Source organism: Segatella salivae DSM 15606, from assembly GCF_000185845.1.
Lineage (GTDB): Bacteria > Bacteroidota > Bacteroidia > Bacteroidales > Bacteroidaceae > Prevotella > Prevotella salivae.
Map to the genome: position 1 here is coordinate 3,063,361 of NZ_GL629647.1, position 24,959 is coordinate 3,088,319.

18 protein-coding genes and 2 pseudogenes are annotated in these 24,959 nt (G+C 42.5%); 13 read left to right on the forward strand and 7 right to left on the reverse strand.

Features of this window, described 5'->3' with window-relative positions; translation table 11 throughout:
• Positions 1-38: 38 nt before the first annotated feature.
• From HMPREF9420_RS11950 to HMPREF9420_RS11990, 10 genes and pseudogenes are all read left to right on the forward strand, one after another.
• A complete protein-coding gene (locus HMPREF9420_RS11950; RefSeq protein ID WP_007135975.1) occupies positions 39-269 on the forward strand; it encodes a phosphopantetheine-binding protein in 231 nt (76 codons plus the stop codon).
• Positions 259-1,564 (forward strand): annotated as a pseudogene (locus HMPREF9420_RS11955) (class I adenylate-forming enzyme family protein). The gene HMPREF9420_RS11950 and the pseudogene HMPREF9420_RS11955 overlap by 11 nt, the downstream one beginning before the upstream one ends.
• A 228-nt stretch (positions 1,565-1,792) precedes the next feature.
• Positions 1,793-3,886 (forward strand): LTA synthase family protein, encoded by a 2,094-nt coding sequence (locus HMPREF9420_RS11960; protein WP_007135979.1) that lies wholly within the window; start codon positions 1,793-1,795, stop codon positions 3,884-3,886.
• Positions 3,887-4,513: 627 nt separating this feature from the next.
• Entirely contained in the window at positions 4,514-6,061 is a 1,548-nt protein-coding gene (locus HMPREF9420_RS11965; RefSeq protein WP_007135980.1) for a S8 family serine peptidase, read from the forward strand.
• A gap of 3 nt (positions 6,062-6,064) precedes the next feature.
• The gene (locus tag HMPREF9420_RS11970) at positions 6,065-8,305 is read left to right on the forward strand and encodes a S9 family peptidase (protein ID WP_007135981.1); all 2,241 of its coding nucleotides are present in this window, start codon (positions 6,065-6,067) and stop codon (positions 8,303-8,305) included.
• Positions 8,306-8,369: 64 nt separating this feature from the next.
• The gene (locus HMPREF9420_RS11975; RefSeq protein WP_007135982.1) at positions 8,370-11,702 is read left to right on the forward strand and encodes a SusC/RagA family TonB-linked outer membrane protein; all 3,333 of its coding nucleotides are present in this window, start codon (positions 8,370-8,372) and stop codon (positions 11,700-11,702) included.
• 12 nt (positions 11,703-11,714) lie between these two features.
• Positions 11,715-12,977, forward strand: a complete 1,263-nt coding sequence (locus tag HMPREF9420_RS11980; RefSeq protein WP_007135983.1) for a RagB/SusD family nutrient uptake outer membrane protein — start codon at positions 11,715-11,717, stop codon at positions 12,975-12,977.
• A gap of 46 nt (positions 12,978-13,023) precedes the next feature.
• The gene (locus tag HMPREF9420_RS15030) at positions 13,024-13,137 is read left to right on the forward strand and encodes a hypothetical protein (RefSeq protein WP_398394832.1); all 114 of its coding nucleotides are present in this window, start codon (positions 13,024-13,026) and stop codon (positions 13,135-13,137) included.
• A gap of 10 nt (positions 13,138-13,147) precedes the next feature.
• Positions 13,148-13,348: a hypothetical protein gene (locus tag HMPREF9420_RS11985; protein ID WP_147625684.1), complete on the forward strand. Its 201-nt coding sequence runs from the start codon at positions 13,148-13,150 to the stop codon at positions 13,346-13,348.
• Positions 13,349-13,357: 9 nt separating this feature from the next.
• Positions 13,358-14,614: a DUF4843 domain-containing protein gene (locus HMPREF9420_RS11990; protein ID WP_007135985.1), complete on the forward strand. Its 1,257-nt coding sequence runs from the start codon at positions 13,358-13,360 to the stop codon at positions 14,612-14,614.
• Between the two features lie 385 nt (positions 14,615-14,999).
• Here the strand turns inward: HMPREF9420_RS11990 and HMPREF9420_RS11995 are convergent, their stop codons facing one another.
• The 7 genes from HMPREF9420_RS11995 to HMPREF9420_RS12020 all read right to left on the reverse strand — a co-directional run bounded on the left by HMPREF9420_RS11995 (position 15,000) and on the right by HMPREF9420_RS12020 (position 22,797).
• On the reverse strand, positions 15,000-16,556 hold the full coding sequence (locus tag HMPREF9420_RS11995; RefSeq protein ID WP_007135986.1) for a sulfatase family protein: 1,557 nt from the start codon (positions 16,554-16,556) through the stop codon (positions 15,000-15,002).
• A gap of 50 nt (positions 16,557-16,606) precedes the next feature.
• Positions 16,607-16,735 (reverse strand): hypothetical protein, encoded by a 129-nt coding sequence (locus tag HMPREF9420_RS14910; RefSeq protein ID WP_261794258.1) that lies wholly within the window; start codon positions 16,733-16,735, stop codon positions 16,607-16,609.
• Between the two features lie 232 nt (positions 16,736-16,967).
• The gene (locus HMPREF9420_RS12000; RefSeq protein WP_007135988.1) at positions 16,968-17,726 is read right to left on the reverse strand and encodes an MBL fold metallo-hydrolase; all 759 of its coding nucleotides are present in this window, start codon (positions 17,724-17,726) and stop codon (positions 16,968-16,970) included.
• Entirely contained in the window at positions 17,723-17,974 is a 252-nt protein-coding gene (locus tag HMPREF9420_RS12005; protein ID WP_007135989.1) for a hypothetical protein, read from the reverse strand. The genes HMPREF9420_RS12000 and HMPREF9420_RS12005 overlap by 4 nt, the downstream gene beginning before the upstream one ends.
• A gap of 287 nt (positions 17,975-18,261) precedes the next feature.
• Positions 18,262-20,211 (reverse strand): transcription termination factor Rho, encoded by a 1,950-nt coding sequence (gene rho / locus HMPREF9420_RS12010; RefSeq protein ID WP_007135991.1) that lies wholly within the window; start codon positions 20,209-20,211, stop codon positions 18,262-18,264.
• Positions 20,212-20,369: 158 nt separating this feature from the next.
• Positions 20,370-22,151, reverse strand: coding sequence for a 30S ribosomal protein S1 (gene rpsA, locus HMPREF9420_RS12015; protein WP_007135992.1), 1,782 nt, complete (start codon positions 22,149-22,151; stop codon positions 20,370-20,372).
• 418 nt (positions 22,152-22,569) lie between these two features.
• Positions 22,570-22,797 (reverse strand): hypothetical protein, encoded by a 228-nt coding sequence (locus HMPREF9420_RS12020; RefSeq protein ID WP_147625685.1) that lies wholly within the window; start codon positions 22,795-22,797, stop codon positions 22,570-22,572.
• A 132-nt stretch (positions 22,798-22,929) separates the two neighbouring features.
• Here HMPREF9420_RS12020 and HMPREF9420_RS12025 point away from each other — a divergent pair, with 132 nt between their 5' ends.
• From HMPREF9420_RS12025 to HMPREF9420_RS14305, 3 genes and pseudogenes are all read left to right on the forward strand, one after another.
• Complete coding sequence (locus tag HMPREF9420_RS12025) at positions 22,930-24,153, forward strand: DUF4929 family protein (protein WP_007135995.1); 1,224 nt, start codon at positions 22,930-22,932, stop codon at positions 24,151-24,153.
• A 36-nt stretch (positions 24,154-24,189) separates the two neighbouring features.
• Positions 24,190-24,687 (forward strand): hypothetical protein, encoded by a 498-nt coding sequence (locus HMPREF9420_RS12030; protein WP_007135996.1) that lies wholly within the window; start codon positions 24,190-24,192, stop codon positions 24,685-24,687.
• A gap of 50 nt (positions 24,688-24,737) precedes the next feature.
• Positions 24,738-24,959, forward strand: a pseudogene (locus tag HMPREF9420_RS14305) (hypothetical protein); the annotation flags it as partial.

The window sequence follows — 24,959 nt, forward strand, 5'->3', positions numbered from 1 at the left end:
GTTTGTTTTACATGTAATTGAATGAATAAAATATAGCTATGAAAGAAGAAATTCGTAAGAGATTGGAAGAGATTTTGCCTATCGTTGACTTCGATTCTGATTTCCTTTTCCAAGAACTTGACTCTTTAGGAATAACGACAATCCTGATGGTTCTCTCTGAGATGTATAACATAGAATTGGGCCATTCGGATGTAACACCAAAGAACTTTAAGTCGCTTGACAGCATTGTTGAACTGGTTAAACGGAAACAAAACAAGCATGAGCATTGAAGATAAGCTACGCGAGAACGCCAAACTTCATCCCAATAAGCTTGCACTTCTATGCAATGGGGAGTCTTATACCTATGGCCGCTTGTATCAATCGGTTGTGGACAAGGCTGCTTCTATGCCCGAAGTGCGTGGCCGACTCATTCCTATTATCGCCACTTCAACAGCTGATTTCCTCATTTCCTACTTCGCAATTCATCTCAATGGAGGTGTTGTTGTGCCGTTACATAAGGATATTCCCATGCAAAAATATGAGGAGTATTCTCGTTTTTTTGGCACAGGGTACGGCTCCAAATGGTGTAGCTGACATCCTCTATACTACGGGAACTACCGGCAATGCAAAGGCTGTCATGATCAGTCATGACGCCATTTGGGCAAATACGGAGAATCTTGTATGCGCCCAAGGCTTTCAATCCGACCTGACTTTTATTATCAATGGGCCCCTCAATCATATTGGAAGTCTCTCAAAAGTCTATCCCACCATTTATGCTGGGGCTACGATTTGCCTGATTGATGGAATGAAAGATATTCGCACTTTCTTTCATGCGATTGAGCAAGCACCTACAAAAGTGGCTACGTTCTTAGTCCCTGCTGCAATCCGAATGCTGATAACGTTGTGGAGAAATGAACTGAAAGACTGCGCCGATAAAATTGATTTTATAGAGACTGGGGCTGCACCTATGACGGCTTCTGACATGGAATTGTTTTGCAAACTGCTGCCTCATAGCCGACTATACAATACTTATGCTTCGACCGAAACAGGCATCATTTCAACCTATAACTATAATGATGGCGAATGTATTGCCGGTTGTCTGGGCCTGCCCATGAGGCATTCATCCTTCTTTATCACTGCAGATGGGCACGTAGCTTGCACTGGTGATACGCTGATGACGGGCTATTGGCACGATGATGTGGCCACAAAGGCAGTGATGATTGACGGAGTTATCAAGACGGCCGACATCGGAAGGATTGATGAACAGGGACGCTTGAGGCTGCAGGGTAGGGGCGATGACATTATCAATGTGGGCGGATATAAGATTGATCCCACAGAGATTGAGGCGGCAGCACTGGCATTTCCTACAGTGAAAGACTGCATTTGTGTCTGTGGTTCCCATCCCGTTGCGGGCAATGTCTTGAAACTCATCGTCGTTTGTCATGAAGATTACAAGCAAAAAGCATTGATAGCACATCTGAAAACGCGTCTCGAAAGCTATAAACTCCCTATGATGGTTGAAGTCGCCGACCATATTCAACGCACGTTTAATGGCAAACTCAACCGCAAAGCCTATCGAAAGTAGACTGCAAAGCACGGAGGTTAAAGTCTGTTTTGCCTGATGACAAAAGCGAAAGGCTATGGAGGCACGTTATATTTTAAAGCCTAAATGATTGTAAAATCAGAATAAAAATCTTACTTTTGCAAGCAAAGCAATCGTTCATTGCATTTTAATTGCGCTGCGAAAGCAAGGAAGGTGGGATTGAGAAGGCAATGATTCAACGAAAAAACAAGTCTAATAGTAAAATAATCCATGATGATTGCGAATTTATTTTGTAAGAAAAAGACTCCCATTGTCTATAAGAATGCAGCCTATTTAGTGGCAGTTCGATTCATTAAACTCTATCTGTTGGTAGGCTTTCTCCTACGCATTGTGTTGATGTTTTGCACTCCAACAGAAGTTCATTTCACGACACTTGATGTTGTCAGAAGCCTCGGAATAGGACTCATTTCAGATTTAGGAGTCGGCATCTTACTAACCATTCCCCTCTTCATTTTATATCTTGGACTGAACGAATGGAAATATAAAAGGCCCTCAGGTTATGTCATTGAGCTGCTGTTGGCCTTGGCTTTTGCTTATAGTTTGTGGCCAAAGTCAATCTTTCATGAGTATGGTGGTGGCGCACCCCTTATCGCTCGACTCTTCCTTGGGTGGAAGTTTGTGAGCTTTTCGCTTAGGTTTTTCATTCCCAAACTACGCATTTCATGGCGCCGAGTGACCATGTATGGCACGTGGAGTGTCTATGTTTTACTGCTCATTTTCATCTCTGCGGGTGAATATTTCTTTTGGGAAGAGTTTGGTGTTCGCTACAATTTCATCGCTGTTGACTATTTAGTTTATACGCATGAAGTATTGGGTAACATCATGGAATCATATGCCATCACACCGCTGATTGTGTTGTCTGTTATTGCCACGGCTTTGATTATCTACAACGATTCATGTCATAGACGGTTTAAGTTAGAAAAGATTTACACGCCAAAACTGCTGATTGTGCATAGTCTTCTCTATGCTGTGCTCTGCGGAATAGGCTTTGGTATGGCTTCGTTTACACGCCAGTTGGACAGTGCTAACCAATATGTGGGCCAGTTAGAACAGAATGGTTCGTGCAACTTTATCGTCGCTTTCTTCAATAATAAACTTGAATATGACAAGTTCTATCCGATGATGAGCAAGCGCGATTGTATCACAATGTATCGTAAGCTGGCAGGTTTGGATGCACAAGGCGTAAAGACGCTTGCGCCAAAAACAGCCGAAGCGCGCCCCCGAAACATTGTGTTGATTACGGTAGAAAGCCTTAGTGCCAGCTTCATTGGCCATTATGGAAACACTGAAAAGCTTACCCCCAACCTCGATCAGCTGATTAACAAGAGCATGGTTTTCGATAGTTTATATGCAAATGGCAATCGCACGGTGCGCGGACTTGAGGCACTTTCGCTTTGTATTCCACCGAGTGCAGGAGAAAGTATCATTAAACAAAAGCGCAATCGCATGGGTAATCTCTCGGTCGGTGCAGTCTTAAAGCAACATGGTTACACGGTACAATACCTCTACGGGGGCGACAGTTATTTCGATAATATGGGCGATTTCTTCTCGCATAATGGCTATGAAGTCATCGACCGTTCAGCCATAAAGCCGGCTGATGTGACTTTTGCCAACATCTGGGGCGTGTGTGATGAGGATATGTTTAACAAGAGTTTGGAAGTGTTTGACGCTGATGCGAAGCGCGGAAAACCCTTCTTTGGCCAAATCATGACTACGAGTAATCATCGCCCTTACACTTATCCTGAGGGACGAATCAAGGTAGATGGTAACCCACATACACGTGATGCAGCCGTGAAATACACGGATTATGCCATTGGAAAATTTATCGAACAAGCCGCTAAAAAGCCATGGTTTGACAATACTGTCTTTGTGATTATTGCCGACCATTGTGCCTCAAGTGCGGGCAAAACAACACTTCCTGTTGATCGTTATCACATTCCTTGTCTCATCTATAGCCCCAAACACATCGCTCCACAGGCAGTAAAGACGGTATGTTCGCAAATAGATGTCATGCCAACGCTACTCTCTATGCTTGGTCTTCCTTATCAGGTGAGGTTCACAGGGCAGGATATCTTTGCACCAAACTATCATCCACGGGCCTTCATGGCGACTTATCAGAACTTGGGATATTTTGAGAACAACTGCCTGACGATATTCTCTCCGGTGCGCAAGATTGAGCAGTTTGGGGTGACGTTTGACAAAGAAGGTGAGGCTGTTGAAACGCCATTGAAGAAAAACAAGCAGGAACTTGTGCGCAAGGCACAGGCATATTATCAATACACAAACATGTATCTCAAACGATAACTGCCCATATTTGTGCCTGAGGCAAAGTGAAAGCATGGAAAAATTAAGCCTGTTTTGCAGGGGCACAAGTGTTGGGGCAAGCTTTGATGATGGTGGTTATAGCCCATGTTTTGTGGAGCATGACAGAGCCAAATAATTTCCTTTGGCGCAACGACTCTTTGCCAACAGAATGCAGGCTGGCATAAAGCGTTTTGAAAAGTGGGTCAAATCAGCGTGTAATCAGATAGAGATTGCACGCTGATTTGCCTTTTATCACACGGCCATTTGTGCCACTTTGAAATCTCCTTTGCGCTGTGCCGTGCAATGAAGGAAACCACCTTTGAACTTAGCTTGCATAAACACACCTCACTTTTACATTCGTTCACAATGCAGACGACCCTGATTTCTAATCATGTGGAATAGGCTTTTATTTTATAAAAGACTTTCATTTTTGCCATGAATAAAGTGAAAAATCAATATCAATAAATATTAAATTCGATTTTTTTTGTATAATTAAATTAAATGTCTTACTTTTGTACATTCACGAAAATGACTTTGTGAACATCGTTTGGATTAGGCTTTTACGAAATAGGTGAATTGATTTTTAGGTTAACATAGAAACAAATCGAACAATTATTTTATACAAAGATGGAGAAGAATTGTAAGCATAAAAGATATATTCTTAGTGGAATGCTGTTGTTGATGGCTTCGGGTTTGTCTGCCCAGACATCCGAATACGACCGTTATGCAGGTTGGTATAAACAATGGAATGACAGTCTTAGAGGCGCAAACATCATTGGAGCACAGCGCGTTTTGCAAGCCCACAAGGCGAAAAAGAAGCAAAAAGTTGTTGTGGGCATTATTGATTCTGGGGCAGATACCACTTGTGTTGCGTTGCGACCAGTGCTTTGGACCAATCCGAAAGAGAAGTTTAATGGTCGCGATGATGACCATAACGGATATGTAGATGACGTGCATGGTTGGAACTTTCTTGGCACAAAAGATGGTAAATTTAATATGACGAGTGCGGGAACTGAGGAATATCGCCAGTTCAAACGCCTTTATCCGAAATATAAAAACATTAAATCGGCTGTCGAAGTGGCTGATGCTGACAAGCAAGAGTATGCTTATTATGTGGAGATGAGGCGCAAAGCGAAGATCAATTCCTATCTCATGTTCTATGAAATTGCAGGAAAGAAAGAGAAGCTTATTGGCGAAATGGACAACCTGTTGAGGCAAACAAAGGTGAATGTAGATACACTTTCGTTGGCAGGAATGCTCAATACAGAGGTGAAAGACACGTTGGTCAGGAACACGTTTATACAGGCAATAATGACCGATTTGTATCGAACGCCGTTGACAACAAAGTGGAATGCCTATGTGGAAAAGCAGCGTTCGGCCTATGCGCTCATGGAGAAACGCATCTATGGCATTGCTCATGACAAGGACAAACGTTTGCTGATGGGCGACAATATGGATGATGCTACCGACCGATTCTATGGCAACAATACGCTAAATGTAGACGGAATGGAGCATGGAAACTTTGTAGCGAGCGTGGTAGCAGGCATCGTTGACGAGGATTCCCGCTACTCGGGAGTGTGCAACGACGCACGCGTTATGCCCGTAAGAGTTAGTCCTGATGGCGACGAATACGACAAAGATGTTGCTACAGGCATTCGATATGCGGTAGACAATGGGGCAAAAGTCATCAATCTTAGCCTTGGAAAATACACTTCTCCCCATCCCGAGATGGTCAATGAAGCCATTGCCTATGCCGGAAAACATAATGTTTTGGTGGTTGCTGCAGCCGGAAACAGTCACTTAAACATTGATTCTATTGGCTATTTCCCTGCTGGTGTTGATGCAAAGGGAGCGCCTTTGAGTAACTTTATCCGTGTAGGTGGGACGGCTATAGACGGCAGTCGTTCGTCAATCTCTAACTATGGAGTCCACAAAGTGGATTTATATGCACCGGGAGAATACATCTCTGGAGTCTATCCCGGCAATCAAAAAGACTTCGCAAATGGTACAAGTGTCGCCGCACCTATCGTCAGTGGAATCGCTGCAATGCTTCGAATCTACTTCCCAAAGGTTAGTGCTGTGCAGTTGAAACGTGTGCTAATAGAAACCGCACGCAATGAAAAAGGGTTGAAATTAGTTGATGCTGAGGCCGCAGTTAAACGTTTGATGAAGTAAGCTATGAGGAGAAAAACGTTATTCATTCTGTGTCTTCAACTGCCGTTGTGGCTTTCTGCGCAGACGGTGGATTGGAAATTGGTGGCTCAACAAGAGGAAGACACCTTGCAACCAATATATAATAAGAGCAGTGTTTCAACCTCATGGCTGAACGGGGCAACCTATTTTGTTTATGAACAATATGGAAAGCGTTATCTTGTTGATGCCCGAACGGGACATCAAGAGCCACTGCTCAAGGACCAAAAGCATTTTGTTGAGCAATATAAAAGGCTGACCGGAGACTCTACTAAGACGCATAATATTCCGCGTTTATATGAGATTACGCTGAAAAACAATGACAGTAAACGCTTCTATTGGACGCATAATAAGGTGCACATGATTTATAATCGTGCGACCGGTGTATTGTCGTTGGACAACACTTATGCAGAAAAGGCGGAAAAGAAACGTCGTAATCAGGACATGGGGAGCCGTTCGACAACGCGTGATTCCCTTTATACGATGCTTGGAGACAAGTATAATCTGTATGTGAGAAATAACAAGACAGGCGAGAAACGACAGCTAACCTTTGACGGAAAGGAGGGCGCTTCTTACTGTTTTACAACAAACAAGGACACCATTCGTGAGGGAAATGCGGCTGGAAGCTGGCATAATCATGTGTATTTACATTTGATGAGCGACGATTCTAAGGTTGGAAACCTGTATCTTGTTGATGTTTTGAGAGGTGATCGGCCACGTTTGAAGACCAAACACATGCCACTTCCCAACGAGAAGAATGTGCGTCAGTATCGCCTTTACTGGTATAATGCAGACACAGGCGAGGGAAAAGTGTTGCCGATAGATAAGTATAAGGACCAGGAAGTGAAGCTGAACTATGAAAACTATGACGGAAACTTGTATTTCACTCGACGCAATCGTGGGGTTGATACGCTTGAACTTTGCAAACTAAATCTGCCAACAGGCAAGGTGTCGGTGGTCATTCAAGAAGTTTGTAAGCCCCATTTGAACGTAAACTTATGGTCTTATCGCCTCATCAATCATGGCAAAGAAATCATTTGGTGGAGTGAACGTACGGGGCGTGGAAACTATTATCTCTATGACAATCAAGGCAAATTGAAAGGTAGAATCACGCGTGGTGACAACTTAGTTGCAGGCAGAATAGAGTATGTTGACACGCTGAAGCGCCGACTAATCTTTATGGGTTATGGTGACAAACAAGCCTATGATCCCGAATATGCCTATTATTATGTAGCAGATTTCAATGGGAAACGTCAGCAAACGCTTACCTATGGTGATGGTACACATGAGTTAGATTTCTCGCCCGATCATCGCTTTGCAATCGACAGTTACTCACGGATGAACTTGCCAACTGTGTATAATGTGGTTGATGTTGATAACCCATTGAAGCATTATGAGTTTGCCCGCCGCACGGATAATGCCTTGAAAGAGGCGGGCTGGAAGGCTCCTTGGTTGGTTGATGTGCCTGCAGCGGATGGGAAAACACGTTTATATGGCGTGATGTATGTGCCGACTTTCCTTGATAAAACGAAGAAATATCCGATTATTTCCTTTGTATATCCTGGGCCACAAGATGATCAAATACCGCGTAGTTTCACCTTGGATGACGCGGGAAATCAAAGTCTTGCCGAGATGGGCTTTATCGTTATCAATGTTCAACCGCGTGGTTCTTCACCGCTAAGAGGGCGTGATTTTTATTGTTTTGGTTATGGAAATCTTCGCGATTACCCTGTAGCCGACGATAAACATACCATAGAAGAGCTTGCAAAACGATACCCGTTTATAGATCTTAACCGTGTGGGCATCTGCGGACATAGTGGGGGTGGCTTCATGGCGCTTACCGCAATGCTGACTTATCCCGACTTTTATAAGGTATGTTTCAGTGCATCTGGCAACCACGATAATAACCAATATATCCAATGGTGGGGTGAAACTTATCATGGATTAGGTAAGTTTGGCAGCATTCCTACAAACATACAACTTGCCGATAGGCTTAAAGGGAAGTTGATGTTGGTAACAGGTGACGTTGATGATAATGTGCCTCCAGCCTCTACTTTGCGTATGGCTGATGCCTTGATTAAAAAGGGAAAGCGTTTTGAATTGATGGTACTTCCAGGCAAAGATCATGGAGTTTGGAGTCCATATTATCAGAATTTGATGCGTTATTACTTTATGGAGAACTTGATGACTCCAACAAATCGTGACGTCAATATTATTAAACATGAATGAGAACAATAAGATATTGAATTTTAATATATAACATAGCATAAGCAAATCAATTAAAAAAGCGAAGATGAAGACAAAGATTAAAATGATGATTCTGATGTCTCTCTGTCTGTTATTTACTATCCAGTTGCAGGCACAGACACAGCATAGTGATGCTGATGTCCTTGTGAATATAACGGTAGTAGATGAGAATGGAGAGCCTTTGCCTGGTGCTTCAGTGGCTGTAGCAGGGAAACCTGTCGGCGTAATTGCCAATACTGATGGTACTGTTTCATTGTGGGTTGCTCGAAATACGAGTATCACGGTGAGCTATCTCGGCTTGAAATCGCGTGTGGTTAAAGTGACAAAACCCCTGTCAGGGAACTTTGTTTTGCAGAACGATGACAAGACTTTAGGCCAAGTTGTGGTAACAGGTTATACACAAACTGACGTGCGTAAGTCTACGGGCTCAGTGAGTATGATTTCTGGAAAGGAACTAAACGATGCACCACTAAAGAATGTTGATATGCTGCTTCAAGGCAAATTGACGGGTGTTAACGTGCAAGCTGTCTCAGGAAGACCAGGAGAATCGGCCAAGATTCGTGTGCGTGGAGTATCAAGTATCACGGGAAGTAGCGAGCCATTATGGGTTGTTGATGGTGTGCCTATTCAGAAAAATATCCCCTCAGCAGGCTCAAGTTACATCCGAAGTGGTGACTTTAGTACGCTTTATGCCAATGGAGTTGCGGGCATAAATCCCCAAGATATTGAGAGCATTACAGTCTTAAAGGATGCTTCTGCGGCTGCTATCTATGGCTCACAAGCGCAAGCTGGTGTTATTGTTATCACGACAAAGCGTGGTAAACAAGGAAAGTTGAGTATCAATTATAGTGGTAGTCTTGGTATACAGAGCGCTCCAATACGCGATAATAACTTGATGAACTCGCGTGAAAAGTTAGCATATGAGCAAAGTATTTGGGACGAATTCTCTGCTGATGGCTTTGCAAATGACACCTATTATCCCGTCATTGGACTTGTTGGTCAGATTCGATCGGGCTACGGACGCTTTAGTGGTTGGTCGAAAGAACAACAGGATTCATATATCAAACAATTAGGAGAATCTACGACAGATTGGTTCAAAGCATTGTTTAGAACGACTGTATCGACCTCGCATAATATATCATTAAGCGGTGGAACGGATAAGCAAACCTATTATATAAGTGGTGGATATTCGACGAACAATGGTATCGTAAAGCGAACCAATGCGGATTCATATACGATGAATGCAAAGTTCAACGGCAGTCCAACTTCAACCTTTTCGTATGGTCTTTCCATGGACTTCTCCTACCTAAAGAGCCAGTCTCCAAGTGAGTCTTTCAATATATATAAGTATGCATACTTTGCTAATCCGTATGGTACTCTCTATAATGATGATGGCTCATATAGGGCAGATGAGACCTATTTCTCAATGAGAAATGCGAATGGAGACCCGTTATATTATTTGCCAAAGAATGGCATTAATGTCATGAGAGAGATTGATAATACAACGCAAAAGTCGGCAAGTTCCACTACAACTTTACGTGGAGATGCAACATGGAGACCCTTTGAAGGTTTTAGACTTTATGGCTTATTATCGGCTACTTTCAGTAATGATCATTCAGAAAATGAGATAGGTGCCGACACATACAGTGCGTGGTTGGATCGTCCTTTCGAAGGATCTAATCTTGCTTCTTATCGTACTTACGGCTCGTTTACACAGGCAGAGAGTCGCAATACGAGTTGGCTTGCACGTTTACAAGCTAATTATGGCTTCACACTTAAAGAGAAACATCGCTTCAATGCCATTGCAGGAACAGAGGTTCGCTATAATAAAGCGTCGTCACTCGGTAGTAAAATGTATGGCTATGACCCCTTAACAGGTCAACATGTGACTCCTCTTTATCTTGGATCTGCCAGTGATGGTACGTTGACGGCAAGCGAAGAAGAGTCTTATCGCAATATCATCAACGGACTAAATACCTATTCTAAGCTTGAAAGTGCATTCGCTTCATTCTATGGAGCCTTAGACTATGTCTATAATAATAAGTATGTTTGGAATGCAACTTTGCGCTCGGATGGTTCTAATAACTTTGGAAGTAAGGAACAATTTAATCTTACTTGGTCTACGGGTTTGGCTTGGAATATTGATGAAGAGCCTTTCTTCCAAGCTATAAAACCAATCATGAATCGTGCAACCATACGCGTTTCGACTGGTCTTACAGGTGGAGTGAACAAGAGTGTATACCCACAAATCATCATGCAATACAGCAATTATTATCGTACAGTCGATGATGTTAACTATCGGATTGCCTCGATTGGAAAGGCGCCTAATCCGAAATTGCGTTGGGAACACACTCATGACATGAACTTATCTCTTGACCTTGGCTTCCTGCATGACCGCATTGGACTTTATGCTTCGGCTTATAGAAGACGCGGATATGACATGATTACAGCTGTTAGAACGGTATCAACAACGGGCTTTACTGAGCAAAGTTACAACACAACGGAACAGATAAATCAAGGTTTTGAGCTTTCTTTGAATGCCACACCAGTAAAGAATAAGAAGCTGACATGGGGCATTTCTGGAAACATTTCCTATAATCAGAACTTCATTTCTAAGTATTCTGCGCCCAACAATGGATTCAGTACGTTCGGTTCTATCATTCTCGACTACCCGCAAGCTTCAGTGATTTCGGGTTACAATACAGGCATAGATCCGTTCACTGGCTATTATACTTTCAAGTTAAGACCTGATGTTAGCATCCAACAATCACGTGATTGGCGATATTACAAGAATTATCTTTTCTATCTTGGAACAGCTAATGCGCCTTGGACGGGAGGTCTTTCAACGCATGTTTCTTATCAAAACTTCTCGTTGAGTGTTAGTTCTTCGTTCTCACTTGGCTCGAAAATAAGCACTGCAATGCGTTCTCCGGTGTCATATAACAGCTTGGGTTCGTCTACAAAGACCAACTATCCGCAAACTGAACGCAGTGATTTGTACACAGCATATCTAAATAAACCCAAAGAGGCGGCTCATCGTTGGACGGTTGCCAACCCTGTAACCGATGGCTATCCACGCCTTGTTGATGCGCGCGGAAGACAGTTAAATATTGATCTTGGCTTGCCAAACGAGTCTTCATCTATTACAGATGCCATCTATTATGAGAATGGATCATACTTCAAATTGGGTTCAATCACGTTGAGTTATAATGTTCCTGACAAGTTTATCAGACACTACGGACTGACCAGTCTCGGTGCTTCTGTAACAGGATCAAACCTCTTTATGATAACAAAGTATTCGGGATTGAATCCTGAAGCGCCTGGTGCTGTTTACCCCATCAGCCGTTCTTTCTCGTTTACTATTAATGTTGGACTTTAACACGAAAATCGAATGAATAAGTTTTCTTATAGCAAACAAAAGGGGCTTCAAGCTCTCTTGTTGGGACTGTTGCTCATGATGACTTCGTGCAGTGACTTCCTTGACATCAAGCCTTATGGCAAAGCGATTCCTAAAACCACAGAGGAATATCAGGCACTTGTTATGGAAATGCTCAGTGGTATTGATGGAAATAGCGTCGGAGGATATGGAGCGAACGAACTCTTCATGAATAACTCCAGTGCAATAAACTTCGAAGACTATTGTGATAACGTAGAAAGTAGTCTTGCACAATCCTCAAATCTCACCTATTATATAAGCAGTATGCTCGGCACTTCAACTGCTTATAGCTACTATGAACATCTCTATAAGGTGATAGGAAGATGCAATATTATTCTCGATAACTATGAAGATGGCCGCGATAGTGAAAAGGGTCAGCAGCTCATTGCTACCTGTTATGCTTTGAGAGGCTTGGCTTATTATCAGTTGTTGAGAATGTATTGTGAGCCAGCCGGAACGTCTCAAGACCAACTTGGCATGCCACTTGTTACCGACTTTGACATGGAAGCCAAGCCTAATCGTAGTTCGTATGAGGCTACTTTCAAGCAGATTGAAAGCGACTTTAAGACAGCTTTGGACAAAAACATTAAGGATAAGGCTTATATGTTTACTCCAATCGTTGTCAAAGGACTATTGGCTCGTCTCTACTTCTGGACCGGACACTTCAAAGAAGCCAAGCAGTATGCCGACGAAGTTGTTGCTGCTTATCCTTTGATTCAAGGCGAAGAATACAAGAAAATGATAACAGCTGAAGATGGTCTTCAAGGCAATATGTTGGTTAGAAGCGACCGAACACCCTCGTCATCCAATATGTTTAAGTATCTCAATACATCCATTCAGCGTTGTCCTTTGAGTGCGCGTTATGTGAAACTTTTTGCCGAAAAAGACAGCGATATCCGTTATAAGCTCTTCTTTAATAAGCGCAGACTCAACACAAAATGTATTTTCACAGGACTTCGTTCGGCTGAGTTTGCATTGATATCTATGGAGTCTGCCTATCATCTTGGCGACAAAGAAGGAGCACTTCGCATGCTGAACGACTTCCGAGCACACCGCATCAGTTCTTACACTGCCTACACAATGGCAACTTTGCCGGCTGTAGATGCAAACGAATATATCAAGACTGATTGCACGGGAGCAGCCTTAACACCACTCATGCAGGCTATACTCAACGAGCGACGCAAGGAACTTTATTTGGAAGGCGACCGCTTTTTTTGAACTCAAACGCAATGGACGTCCAGCGATATGGAGCGTATATCAGGGACTGAAATACACCACAGAGAAGTTCATGTACACGTTCCCTCTGCCTCCAGCTGACCTGCAAGTGAACCCTGGACTCATTCAAAACCCAGGATATACTGAAGTTATTTACAATTAAAATGAGAACAATGAAAAAGATACTTTTATCCTTTCTTATTGCACAGACGCTATTGGTTTTCACCTCATGTCAGCATACAGACGATGTTCCTCCAGTCACAGAGAAGTATGGAACGAAATATAAGATGCCCGAACCCAAGCGTCTTTCCAGTTCGGAACGTGATGCTTTAGACAGCATTGCAAGTGAATATAATAAGAGTATAAACCAATAAGACCTCAGAATGATGAATCGAATTGTTTATTTTCTGTTGGGACTTCTGACGGTACTCGTGTCTGCTTGTGCGGATAAAGAAACCGAAGTGCCCAATATGCGCTTTGAACGTAGGATCTATGCACTGACAAATCAGCCCGTGGAAGTAACGCTTTATGTGGCTCATAAGCCTGAACAGGCAAAGACACTCGACGTTGTTTTCGACGGAACGGCTGTCAAAGGGCAAGATTATAGTGTGTCTTCTGAACAATATGTTGTAGGTGGAAACGCTGAAAAACTCACGATAACGATTACTCCTTTGCATGCAGCTAATGAGCAAAAGAATATTGTGATGCGACTGAAAAGCGACCCTTCGGTGACAACAGTGCTTGATATGACGCCGCGTCCTGACCTACTTTATTCGTTCCAGAACGGCAAAGAAGAGATTGGAGCCACTGCCGATGTTTCGTTAGAACTATTCTCTGCCGAGACGGGTTCACGTTATTATGTAGAAGAAGACACACCGATTGAGCTTGAGGTTGACCCGAGTTCGACGGCTCAAGAGGGTACAGACTTTGAGTTTGTCAACAAGAAAGACACTGTAAAGATTGGCAAATACACTGCTAATTTCAAAATAAAGGTCTTGCAACGTGACGCACATCGCAATGTCATTATACTTCGTCCTAAACTCTCAGAAGCCGATCGTTATTATGCAGGTAGATATTCAAAGACTCAACTAAACATTATAACGAGCTATGCTTATGACGTAGAAGGCGAGTGGGTTATGAACAAATTTATCTGCGATAAGAAGTATATCAAAGACATGTATGATGGCATGATACCAGATGCCGAGTTTGAGAATATCCCCGAGTTCAATAAGAATGACACCTTCACCTTTACGCGTTTGGCTGCTGGAAAGTATCAACTCACGACCTCACTTGAGTCTAATCTTAAGTATTATTTCCAACCTTCTGCAGTGGGAGTCTTTGATGGTGAGTTCACCATTAGAGCCATGAGAAGCCGCACAAAGCTTCAGATTATGAAGGTGAAGGATGTGAATCGTTTCTTCAGTGCAACCAAACAGAGCACCGATCGCGAGGGATATGTGGGACTGCGCAACTATGTTGACCCTGATACGCACGAGTTGTTGCTCGATGTTTACGTCTTCGATTATGAACCAACCGACTTCCTGCAGTCGCTTAATGATTATGGAATGGTGGGTACAACGAAGCCAAAGATGACCGATAATGGCAATTATCTGCGGTTCACACTAAAGAAAAAGCATTAATTATTCATATGAACTAAATCGCCTTTGGGCGGGAAACATAACGGCAGCCATAACATTTTAATCGTGTTGTGGCTGCTTTTTATTTTTTGTTTATTGATTCTTTTGTGTTTATTCGTGTATGAATCGTCGTGCAATCTGGTGCTTTTTACGAGGTGAAATGGTGCAGATTGTCGAGTGAAATGATATCTATTGTCGTGTCAATCGGCATATTTCATTTGGTGAGATGAATTTCCCTTTGTGCAAAAGCCTTTTTACTGGGTGTGTGATAGGCGCATAACCATGATGAAAATCAAGGGGGCTCATCTGGCGAATAGGGTAGAACGGGGGAGAGTTAAGAATGAAAAAAGAGGCCTTAAACATTGAAGTTTAGGGCCCCTTACTAAGATTATTTTACGCCGTTTGCGGTATTTCGGATGGGATCATCATATTTTACTTGCAGGTTTTGCAGTTGTTTTTTCAAGTTACCTGTAAGCTTTTCAGTCCCCGGTTGGCCGTAGATGTTGTGCATTTGAGCGGGATCTTTCTGCAAATCATATAGTTCCCAGCTGTCAATATCATTGTAGAAATGCATCAACGAGTAACGTTTCGTGCGGATACCATAATGGCGACACACAGAATGTTCAGCTGGATACTCATAATAATGATAGTAAAGAGAAGACCGCCAGTCTTTAGGATGCTTGCCTTTCAATAGTGGAAGCAGCGAAACGCCTTGGATATCTTTCGGAATATTGGCACCAGCCAGGTCGAGGAAAGTGGGGGCATAGTCTATGTTTTGCACCATTTCATTGCATGTTTGCCGTTTACCTCCGGGGAAATAGATAAGTAATGGGGTGCGGAAAGACTCCTCATACATGAATCGTTTGTCAAACCAGCCGTGCTCACCCATATAGAAACCCTGGTCAGAAGTATAGACAATGAGCGTATTTTCCAATAAACCTTTCTCACGAAGATAGTCAATCACTCGCCCAACATTGCGGTCAACAGAGTGTATAACGCGCATATAGTCGTGCATATATCGCTGATATTTCCATTCGGCGAGCGCCTTTCCAGAGAGTTTATCCTCCTTAAACTTGCGGATGATTGGGTCATAATGGCGATCCCATTGTGCGCGTTGAGAAGGTGTCATGCGTTGATAGTTGGCGCGTCCCCATGGTTCCAATCCCGTGTTTGTATGGATTTCGTTCTCGTGATCGACCATTTTGTTGTCGTAAACGAGGTCCATATCTTTGATGATACTCATCTTTTGCTTTTGTGCAGCGAGCCTACCTTTATAGTCATCATAGAAAGTTTTGGGCAGCGGATAAACCACATCATTGTATAAATCAAGGTCGCATGTGTCGGGATTCCATACGCGATGTGGCGCCTTATTATGCATTAAGAGACAGAAAGGCTTGCTTTTGTCGCGCTTATTCTCCATCCAGTCGATGGCCAAGTCGGCAATAATGTTAGTCACATAGCCTGGTCTTTGGAGCTTCTTCCCATTGCATAGGAAGTCGGGATTATAGTAATCGCCTTGTCCAATGAGGATATCCCAGTAGTTAAAGCCCGTAGGAAGTGACGTGAGATGCCACTTTCCAATCATTGCAGTCTGGTATCCTGCCTTCTGAAGTAGCTTTGGAAACGTCTGCTGTCCACCGTCAAAGGTCTTTGAATTGTCTGTAAACCCGTTGGCATGACTATGCTTTCCCGTGAGCATACAAGCGCGAGAAGGACCACTTAAGGAGTTAGCTACGAAGCTTTCTTGGAACTTTGTGCCGTGGTTTGCAATCCAATCAATGTTCGGAGTGCTAATAAACCTGTTGTCATATGCACTTATCGTTTGATAAGAATGGTCGTCACTCATGATATAAACGATGTTCATCGGCTTCTTTTGTGCCTGAGCCGGGATGAAAGCGCCTATGGAAAGAGTGCCTATAAGATAATAAAATAGCTTGGTTTGCATATATAATTTTTAGTTATTTTGTTCGTTTTAAGGTGTGAGATTGTTTTCTTTTAGCTCACCATCTGTATGTTGTTTCGCTTAGAAAGCAAATCTTTTCTATGAAGTTTAGGTTCATCTTGGGCTATGAGGTTACTGAAAATAGATTGTTGTTGCATGGTAGTGCCTTTCTTTATCATCATATATTTGTTGTTTTTGTTGATGAAAACGACACTACAAAAGTAGGCAATTATTAGCTATAATCAAACTTTTGTTTAAAAAAAAATTAATAGCTTGTGGCATTTTGGCCAATGAATGGTGGGTTAACTCCTTATGAAAGGAGGAGTAAATCGAGATTGATGGGTTGCTAATTCATATGAGAACCATGAAGGCTTCCTTATTGTTCAGGCGAACATCAGGCTGTAATCGTTGAGCCTAAAAAATCTCTTTGGTTTCTCCTTCGTGCTTAATGCACCAAAAATCTACGCTTTTTTCTTGTGCAAATTCATTCATACGCCAGGCACTTTCAAAGCTACTGCCAGCGAAATGCATGGGGATAAGTGTGCCAACATCAAAGTGGTCGAGAAATTGTCTTGCCCCTTTGGTATAACCATTCCCTATGCGTCCATCAACAGGAAACATGACAACATCGAATTGTTTGGTGATTTTCTCAATGTCGTTTAACTCTTCAAGAAACCTGTTTTCTTCTTGTTGAGGATTCACATACTCAAATTCCTCCGTGAGAATGTCTTTATTTTGGTAAGTTTCATTCAGGAAACGGGCATACCAGTTGTTGAGGTCTCCCGCATGAAAGATTCGTTTTCCGGCTGTTTCTACAATCCAAGAAACACCACTATCGTTGCTTCCTGTGGCATAAATGCTAAGCCGCCGGTCACTCCAATGCATGCCTTTCTCCAACCAAATGTCTGCATCTGTGGCATCAGCACAATGGTGTTCTAAGATATCTTTAGATAGAATTATGGTGAAAGGAGTATGGGGAAATAGGCTTTTCCAACTTAAAATCTCTCGTGAAAAATGGTCTTCGTGGTGATGAGATGCAAAGACATATGTCGGCTTTTGCTTCAAAAGGGCCTTTGAAACCACGTGCGCAGGGTCTATCCAGGCATCGAAAATAAGAATACATTCGCTTGTTTCGACGATGAATCCGCTATGAAAAATATAGGTGAATGTCATTGATTTGCGGGCTGAGAAATGAGTTTACAGAGCACATCTTCTCTGATAATTTTCGGTGAAGTCTTGCCCGCCAATACCAGAATCTTCTTTCCATTGCGATAGATATGCAGTTGACGAGCACGTGCTACGGCTGTTATCGTGGTGTCGTTTTGGATAGTTTCCCAAATCGCATGATAGCAACCATCGGCATCAAAAAGCTTGTTGCGCAGATGAGAGCAAAGGGCTGAGGGGTTGATTGAAGTTGACATAAGATTAACGTTGAATCATATCATAAAATGATGTGCATCAAACCATCGTGTAATTGCAGTGAGATGATGCGGTAATTCCATAGCTTTTACGCAGTAATTTGACTGAAAAAAGAGAAGCGTGTTCCACAAATCTCGTTGTTTCATACGTCTTCTCTTTCTTATTTTTCATTTGAAACGCAGACCATTAACTTGTGCGTTTCTGTTTTATTTGTTGCGATTGCCTTCTGTTTTGAAGGCAGATTCTTACCGTTTCAGTAGCCTTTTGCGTTAGAAAAGGCATGAAAGCATCATGAGTTCATAGACAACAGGAACTCTTCATTGTCGCGCGTGTGAACCATTCTATCATGAATTGAGTTCATGGCTTCAATCGGATTCATGTCGCTAATGTATTTACGTAGAATCCACATACGGTCGAGTGTGGTCTTGTCTTGCAGCAAGTCATCACGACGTGTGCTTGAAGATACGAGATTAACTGCCGGGAAGATTCTCTTGTTGCTAAGCGAACGATCGAGCTGAAGCTCCATGTTACCCGTGCCTTTGAACTCTTCAAAGATTACTTCGTCCATCTTACTACCCGTATCAATGAGTGCCGTTGCAATGATAGTCAATGAACCTCCGCCCTCAATGTTACGTGCTGCACCAAAGAAACGCTTAGGCTTTTGCAATGCGTTTGCATCGACACCACCCGTCAAAACCTTACCACTTGCAGGACTAACAGTGTTGTATGCACGTGCAAGACGTGTGATTGAGTCGAGGAAAATGACTACATCGTGTCCACATTCTACCATGCGTTTAGCCTTCTCAAGTACGATTCCGGCAATCTTTACGTGTCGTTCGGCAGGCTCATCAAAGGTAGATGCAATCACTTCTGCATTGACTGTGCGGGCCATATCGGTAACTTCTTCAGGACGTTCGTCAATTAACAACATCATCAAGTAAGCCTCAGGATGATTTGCTGCAATAGCATTTGCGATGTCTTTCATCAAGATAGTCTTACCTGTTTTGGGTTGAGCTACGATGAGAGCACGCTGTCCTTTGCCGATGGGAGAGAAGAGATCAACGATTCGAGTGGATAGATTTGTCGTGGAAGGATTGCCACATAGTGTGAACTTTTCCTCTGGAAAGAGCGGTGTTAAGTGCTCAAATGGGATGCGATCACGAACTTCTGTTGGTTGTCTTCCATTGATTTTGTCTATCGTTGTCAGCGGAAAATATTTCTCACCATCATGAGGTGGGCGCACATGACACTGGATAACGTCTCCTGTTTTCAGCCCATATTTCTTGATAGTATTGGTTGCTACATAGATATCATCAGGCGAAGAGAGATAATTATAGTCGCTGGAACGCAAGAAACCATAGCCATCTGGCATCACTTCGAGTACGCCGTTACCCGTAATAAGGTCTGTAAAATCGAAACGTTCTGTATTTTGTTGTATCGGCGTCTGACGCTGATAGTCCATTTGTGAAGGCATAACACCCATTGTTGGATTATCAAACATATCATAGTTTGGCACAGCTCCTTGATCTTCTATAGGCAAATCGACCACTGTAATGAAGTCGGTGCCGTCGCCAGGGTCACCAGACCATACGCCGTCTATAGGCGCTTTGGCTTCTTCAACCTCTTTATTATGGTCATTGATTTTGGCTTGTAGCTTTTCAAGTAGATTGCTTTTCTCTTCATCTTCCGTGTTAGGCGTGTTTTCAGCAAAGGCAGCTTCGGGAATCAACTCTTCCTGTTTATCCTCTGCTTGAGCGTCTTTTTCTGGCTGTTCTGTTTGCTCTTCAACGGTTTCGGCTTTGTTTTCTTGAGCTTCATTGGTGCGTGCGGCCTCTGCAGCAGCTATTAATTCGAGCTCTTTCTTTGACTTTCTTCCGCGGTGTTTAGGCATTTCAGCCAGCAATTCCTCTGGAGTTTTCTCCTCTTCAGGTGCATTCTCCTCGTCTTTGAACAGAGATTTCTGTTCAGGAGCAGTTGTTTTATTCTTCTTTGTATCGAGATTCTCGCCGTCTTTTCCTTTTACTGTGTAGACGCGATCAGTGTCTTTTTTCACTATTCGTGTGCGTTTTCTCTTGGCACCTAATGGGTTTCGATTGCCTTCTTCTATGGCTTGTTTGTCCAAAATGGCATAAATGATATCTTCTTGACTATCTTTTTGGTTGTAGGTGACACCCAAATCCGAGGCTATTTTGGCCAATTCGGTGACGTCCTTAGATAATAATTCGTCCTTACTATACATATTAGTATAAAAAATAATGATTGAATAGAAGTGCGTTTCTCAAATGGAAACACAGTCGTATTGAATTTCTTTGCAAAGATAAACAAATTTTCTTTATATACAAAAAAAGAGCCTGTTTTTTTCAAAACAGACTCTTTATATGAGGTGAAATGTTTGATTTATTCGCCTTTTTCCATTTTAGCCTTCAAGTCAGCAAGTACGTTGAGGTCTCCAAGTGAAGTTCCTGCAGTGACATTATTGATTTGAGCTGCGCTGTCAGCCTTGTGTGCTGTGTGCTTACGTGCAGGCTTAGCAGCTGGAGTTTCGTCTTTACCTTCTTCGAAAGTACGGCTGTGTGAGAGGATGATACGTTTTGTATCTTTCACGAACTCAATAACTTTGAATGGGAGTTCCTCACCAAGTTGAGCCTGTGTTCCATCCTCTTTAACAAGGTGTTTCGGTGTAGCGAAGCCTTCACCACCCTCGTTTAAGGTGATTACAGCGCCCTTATCCATCATCTGAGTAATCTTTCCTTCATGAACAGATCCAGGTGTATAGATAGTCTCATAGGTATCCCATGGGTTGTCTTCAAGCTGCTTGTGGCCGAGACTTAGACGGCGATTCTCTTTGTCTATGTCAAGAACAACAACCTCAATCTCAGCACCTACTGAAGTGAACTCTGATGGATGCTTAACCTTCTTGGTCCAAGAAAGGTCACTGATGTGGATTAATCCGTCAACGCCTTCTTCGAGTTCAACGAAGATTCCGAAGTTAGTGAAGTTGCGAACCTTAGCAGTATGTTTGCTACCAATAGGATATTTGGTTTCTATTGACTCCCAAGGATCTTCCTTAAGTTGCTTGATACCCAAGCTCATCTTACGCTCATCACGGTCAAGAGTCAATATAACTGCCTCGACTTCATCGCCTACATGCAAGAACTCTTGAGCTGAACGGAGGTGCTGACTCCATGACATCTCACTAACGTGGATTAAGCCTTCAACACCTGGTTGGATTTCAACGAATGCACCATAGTCGGCAATAACGACAACCTTACCCTTCACATGATCGCCTACTTTGAGGTCTGGGCTGAGGGCATCCCATGGATGAGGAGTGAGTTGTTTCAAACCAAGAGCGATGCGTTTCTTGTCTTCATCGAAGTCAAGGATAACCACATTAATCTTCTGATCGAGTGAAACAACCTCATGAGGATCGCTTACACGGCCCCAAGAAAGGTCTGTTATGTGGATCAATCCGTCTACACCGCCGAGGTCAACGAATACACCATAAGAGGTAATGTTCTTGACTGTACCTTCAAGAACCTGTCCTTTCTCAAGGTGAGAAATAATTTCTTTCTTCTGTGCTTCTAACTCAGCTTCGATCAAAGCCTTGTGAGAAACAACGACATTACGGAACTCTTGGTTGATCTTTACAACCTTGAACTCCATTGTTTTGCCTACGAATACATCGTAGTCACGTATAGGATGAACGTCAATCTGACTGCCTGGAAGGAATGCTTCAATGCCAAATACATCAACAATCATACCGCCTTTCGTGCGACACTTGATGTAACCCTGAATGATTTCTCCATTGTCAAGCGCTTCGTTAACCTTATCCCAGCTCTTGTTCAAGCGAGCTTTGCGGTGAGAAAGAACCAACTGACCTTTCTTGTCTTCTTGGTTTTCTACATAAACCTCAACTTTGTCGCCAACCTTTAGGTCGGGATTGTAACGGAATTCAGAAGCAGGGATGATACCATCGCTCTTATAACCGATGTTCACTACTACTTCTTTTTTGTCGAGAGCAATAACTGTTCCCTCTACAACCTGGTGTTCCTGAATCTTGTTCAGGGTCTCGTCATAAGCTTTTTCAAGGTCTTGCTTGCTGACGCTTGCGCTTGAACCATTCTCAAACTCGTCCCAATTGAAGTCTGATAATGGCTGAACGTTCTTTAAATCTGACATAAAATAATAAAAAAATTAAATTTAATAAAGTTAGACTTTATGTGAATGTGGCGCACCTCTAATATAGAATGTACGCTCGAAACGGGTGCAAAGGTACGGGTTTTCATAGGAATGAGCAATTCATTGCAAGGATATTTGTAAGATGGTTAAAGTTATTTAACATTATGATTTATCGTCAAACATTCCGTGTTTTGTGCTGCCTCGTTTTTATCGTCAATAGTCTTGGTTTTCAATTCATGGCAAATCACGCGGTCATTTAGTGCAAATCGTGCGGTCATTTCATAGAGATTGCAGCATGATTTGATAGCCTTTAGTGAGCCCTTTGCAAAGTCTTTATGAGCGTAACCAATACTTTGCTTTGGTGATTGATAGGAATGTTTCGGTGCATATCACCTTTTTTATATAGTTTTAAGCATCATTAAATATCACTATTATTGAGTATTGCAGAACCAGTTGATTCTTTATAATTTTGCATTCCCAAACGAATCTTATTGTTTTTTCTGATTAAACTACCACTATATTTTGGACCGTGAGTGTAGCCAATATCATCTTTTAGATGGAAAAAAGCATTGGAATAATGTGTATTCATTGCTGAAAAGAGAGTGGAGTAGTAGTCACAAAGAGAAACATTTCTTTCGTTTTGCATGAAGATCTTAGGTCTTATTGTCATCACTCTCTTGTAGTGTATGTTGTGAGTGTTATGAAAAGTCATAACAGAAGTCATGAAAACACAAGGAGAAAGCATGAAAAATAAAGTATAATTTAACAAACAATAGAAATGAAACTTATGAGAACAATCTTCTCGTTGCTTGTTGTTTCTGTCTTGGTTGCAGCCTGTAGAAACGATAACGAGGATGATGTGCAGATGTCAAATGGCATTGCGCTTTCTGTGGTTGGCAATGCCTTTATGGCTGAAGACGATGCCGAGGGTGTTACACTCAATGTGTTGATGGCCTTTGCTCCCACAAAAGATGAAACCATAACGCTGACTTTGGAGGGCAACGAAGGCGACATTGTGCACTTAGACCATAGTGTTTTGCATTTTAAGGCAAAGCAAAAAGAGGCTACTGTGAAGGTGATATCCAATGCTAAGCATGCACTTTCTGTACCAAAAACGATGAGTATAGCCATCGGAAAGACGTCTAATCCGCGAATGAAAGCCGCAGATGAAGGCGTGAAAATCATGGTTACGCCCGATGCCGACATTCCTGTTCTGACGCCAGAACAGCTGAAACTCATTGCGGGATATAAAGAAAAGTTTGGTTTTGACCTCACTTCTGTCTTAGGAAAGGTGCCTGTTGAAGCCACCGTTTTATTTAATACCAAAGACAAAGAAGAATTTTTCAAGGGTCAGGCTCAGGCTTCTTTTAAGGGATTCAGCATCATCACGCTCAGTGAAAAGGCTACAGCCGATGCGCCAATACTAAAGATTGTGGACAATCCTATGGGCCTAACGTCATTCTTTTACGATGTGTTGAAAGCCAAAACCGTGGAAGATCACGAGTTCTTTTTGCAGCAACCTTATGGCAGTGCGGTGGTGCAGGCCATTCATTACGATGCAACAAAGGAACAATTCAGTATGAGTCTCGACGGCATTAAACTCATTCCGGCGTCGGGTGGGGTAGAGTTTGTGGTTCAACGGCCTAATGCCTATGAAGAGACAATATCCACTTTGCCCTTTGTTTATCGTTTTTCTGCATGGGAAAGAGTGAAAGAACTGCGCGACAAAGGCACTCTGATATATGTGAAAGAGAATGGAAAGACCGTGGGTTATCAGATTACTGACGAGTTTCTTTTAGCCGGAGGGTCGATAGATCCCCAGCGTTGGCTTGGCATAAGTGACATCAGTCGTGACACGTATGATAACGCTCCTTCTGATTGGGTGACGCCAAAAGGTCATATAGATTTTACGAAAGGAACGATGACTTTTGTGTTTCCATGGGACTTTGAGGCTGCAAACGGCTATGAACAAGTGCGGGTTACCTATACGATGCACAAGTAAATAAACAATAAAAACAATCATAAAATTCAATCAACAATGAAAAGTAATCTTATCAAATTATTTCTATTCGGATGCTTACTCATGCCTTTGGGAGCGAAAGCAGCAGGGCCTGTGAAGTACTTCTGCATAGAACTTCGTAATGGAACGAAGACAGAGTTTGCGCTTTCTGACACACCTAAAATCACTTTTGCTAACGGAAGCATGAGTGCTTCGACAGCAAAAGAAAGCATAACTGTGGCATTATCGGACATCGTTCATTATAATTTCAGTGAAAAACCCCAAACCGCAGGCATCTCAACCCCCTTGCAACATCGTGTGGGTAAACCGCAAGCAGACTATACAGAGGGGCATCTTCGCTTGCGAGGACTCCTTGCCGGTGCGCCGGTTAGTGTGGTAACCATTGGTGGGCGCTTGGTGTTTAAGGCAAAAGCGCCGTCAGATGGTTTGCTCGAACTCAATCTTTCGTCTTATCCAGCAGGTGTATACGTGGTATGCACACCAAGTGGTAACCTTAAAATAGCCGTTACTAAATAATGAAATAATTAATATATTACCCAGAATAACAACTTAAAACAACAATAAAAATGAAGAAGTATTTACTCTCAATTGTTTTCGCTTTCACCTTTGTTACCTTGTCTGCACAAACTTATCAAATGAAAATAGTCAAAAAAGGAGGTGAAATCGTGAAACTATCTGCTGATGATATCCAAGAGATTTCTTTTGAAGCAGATGAAAGTGCGCAGCAAACTCCAAAGTATGTAACGCTATTTGGAGTGAAATGGGCAACGGGAAACCTACAATATGAC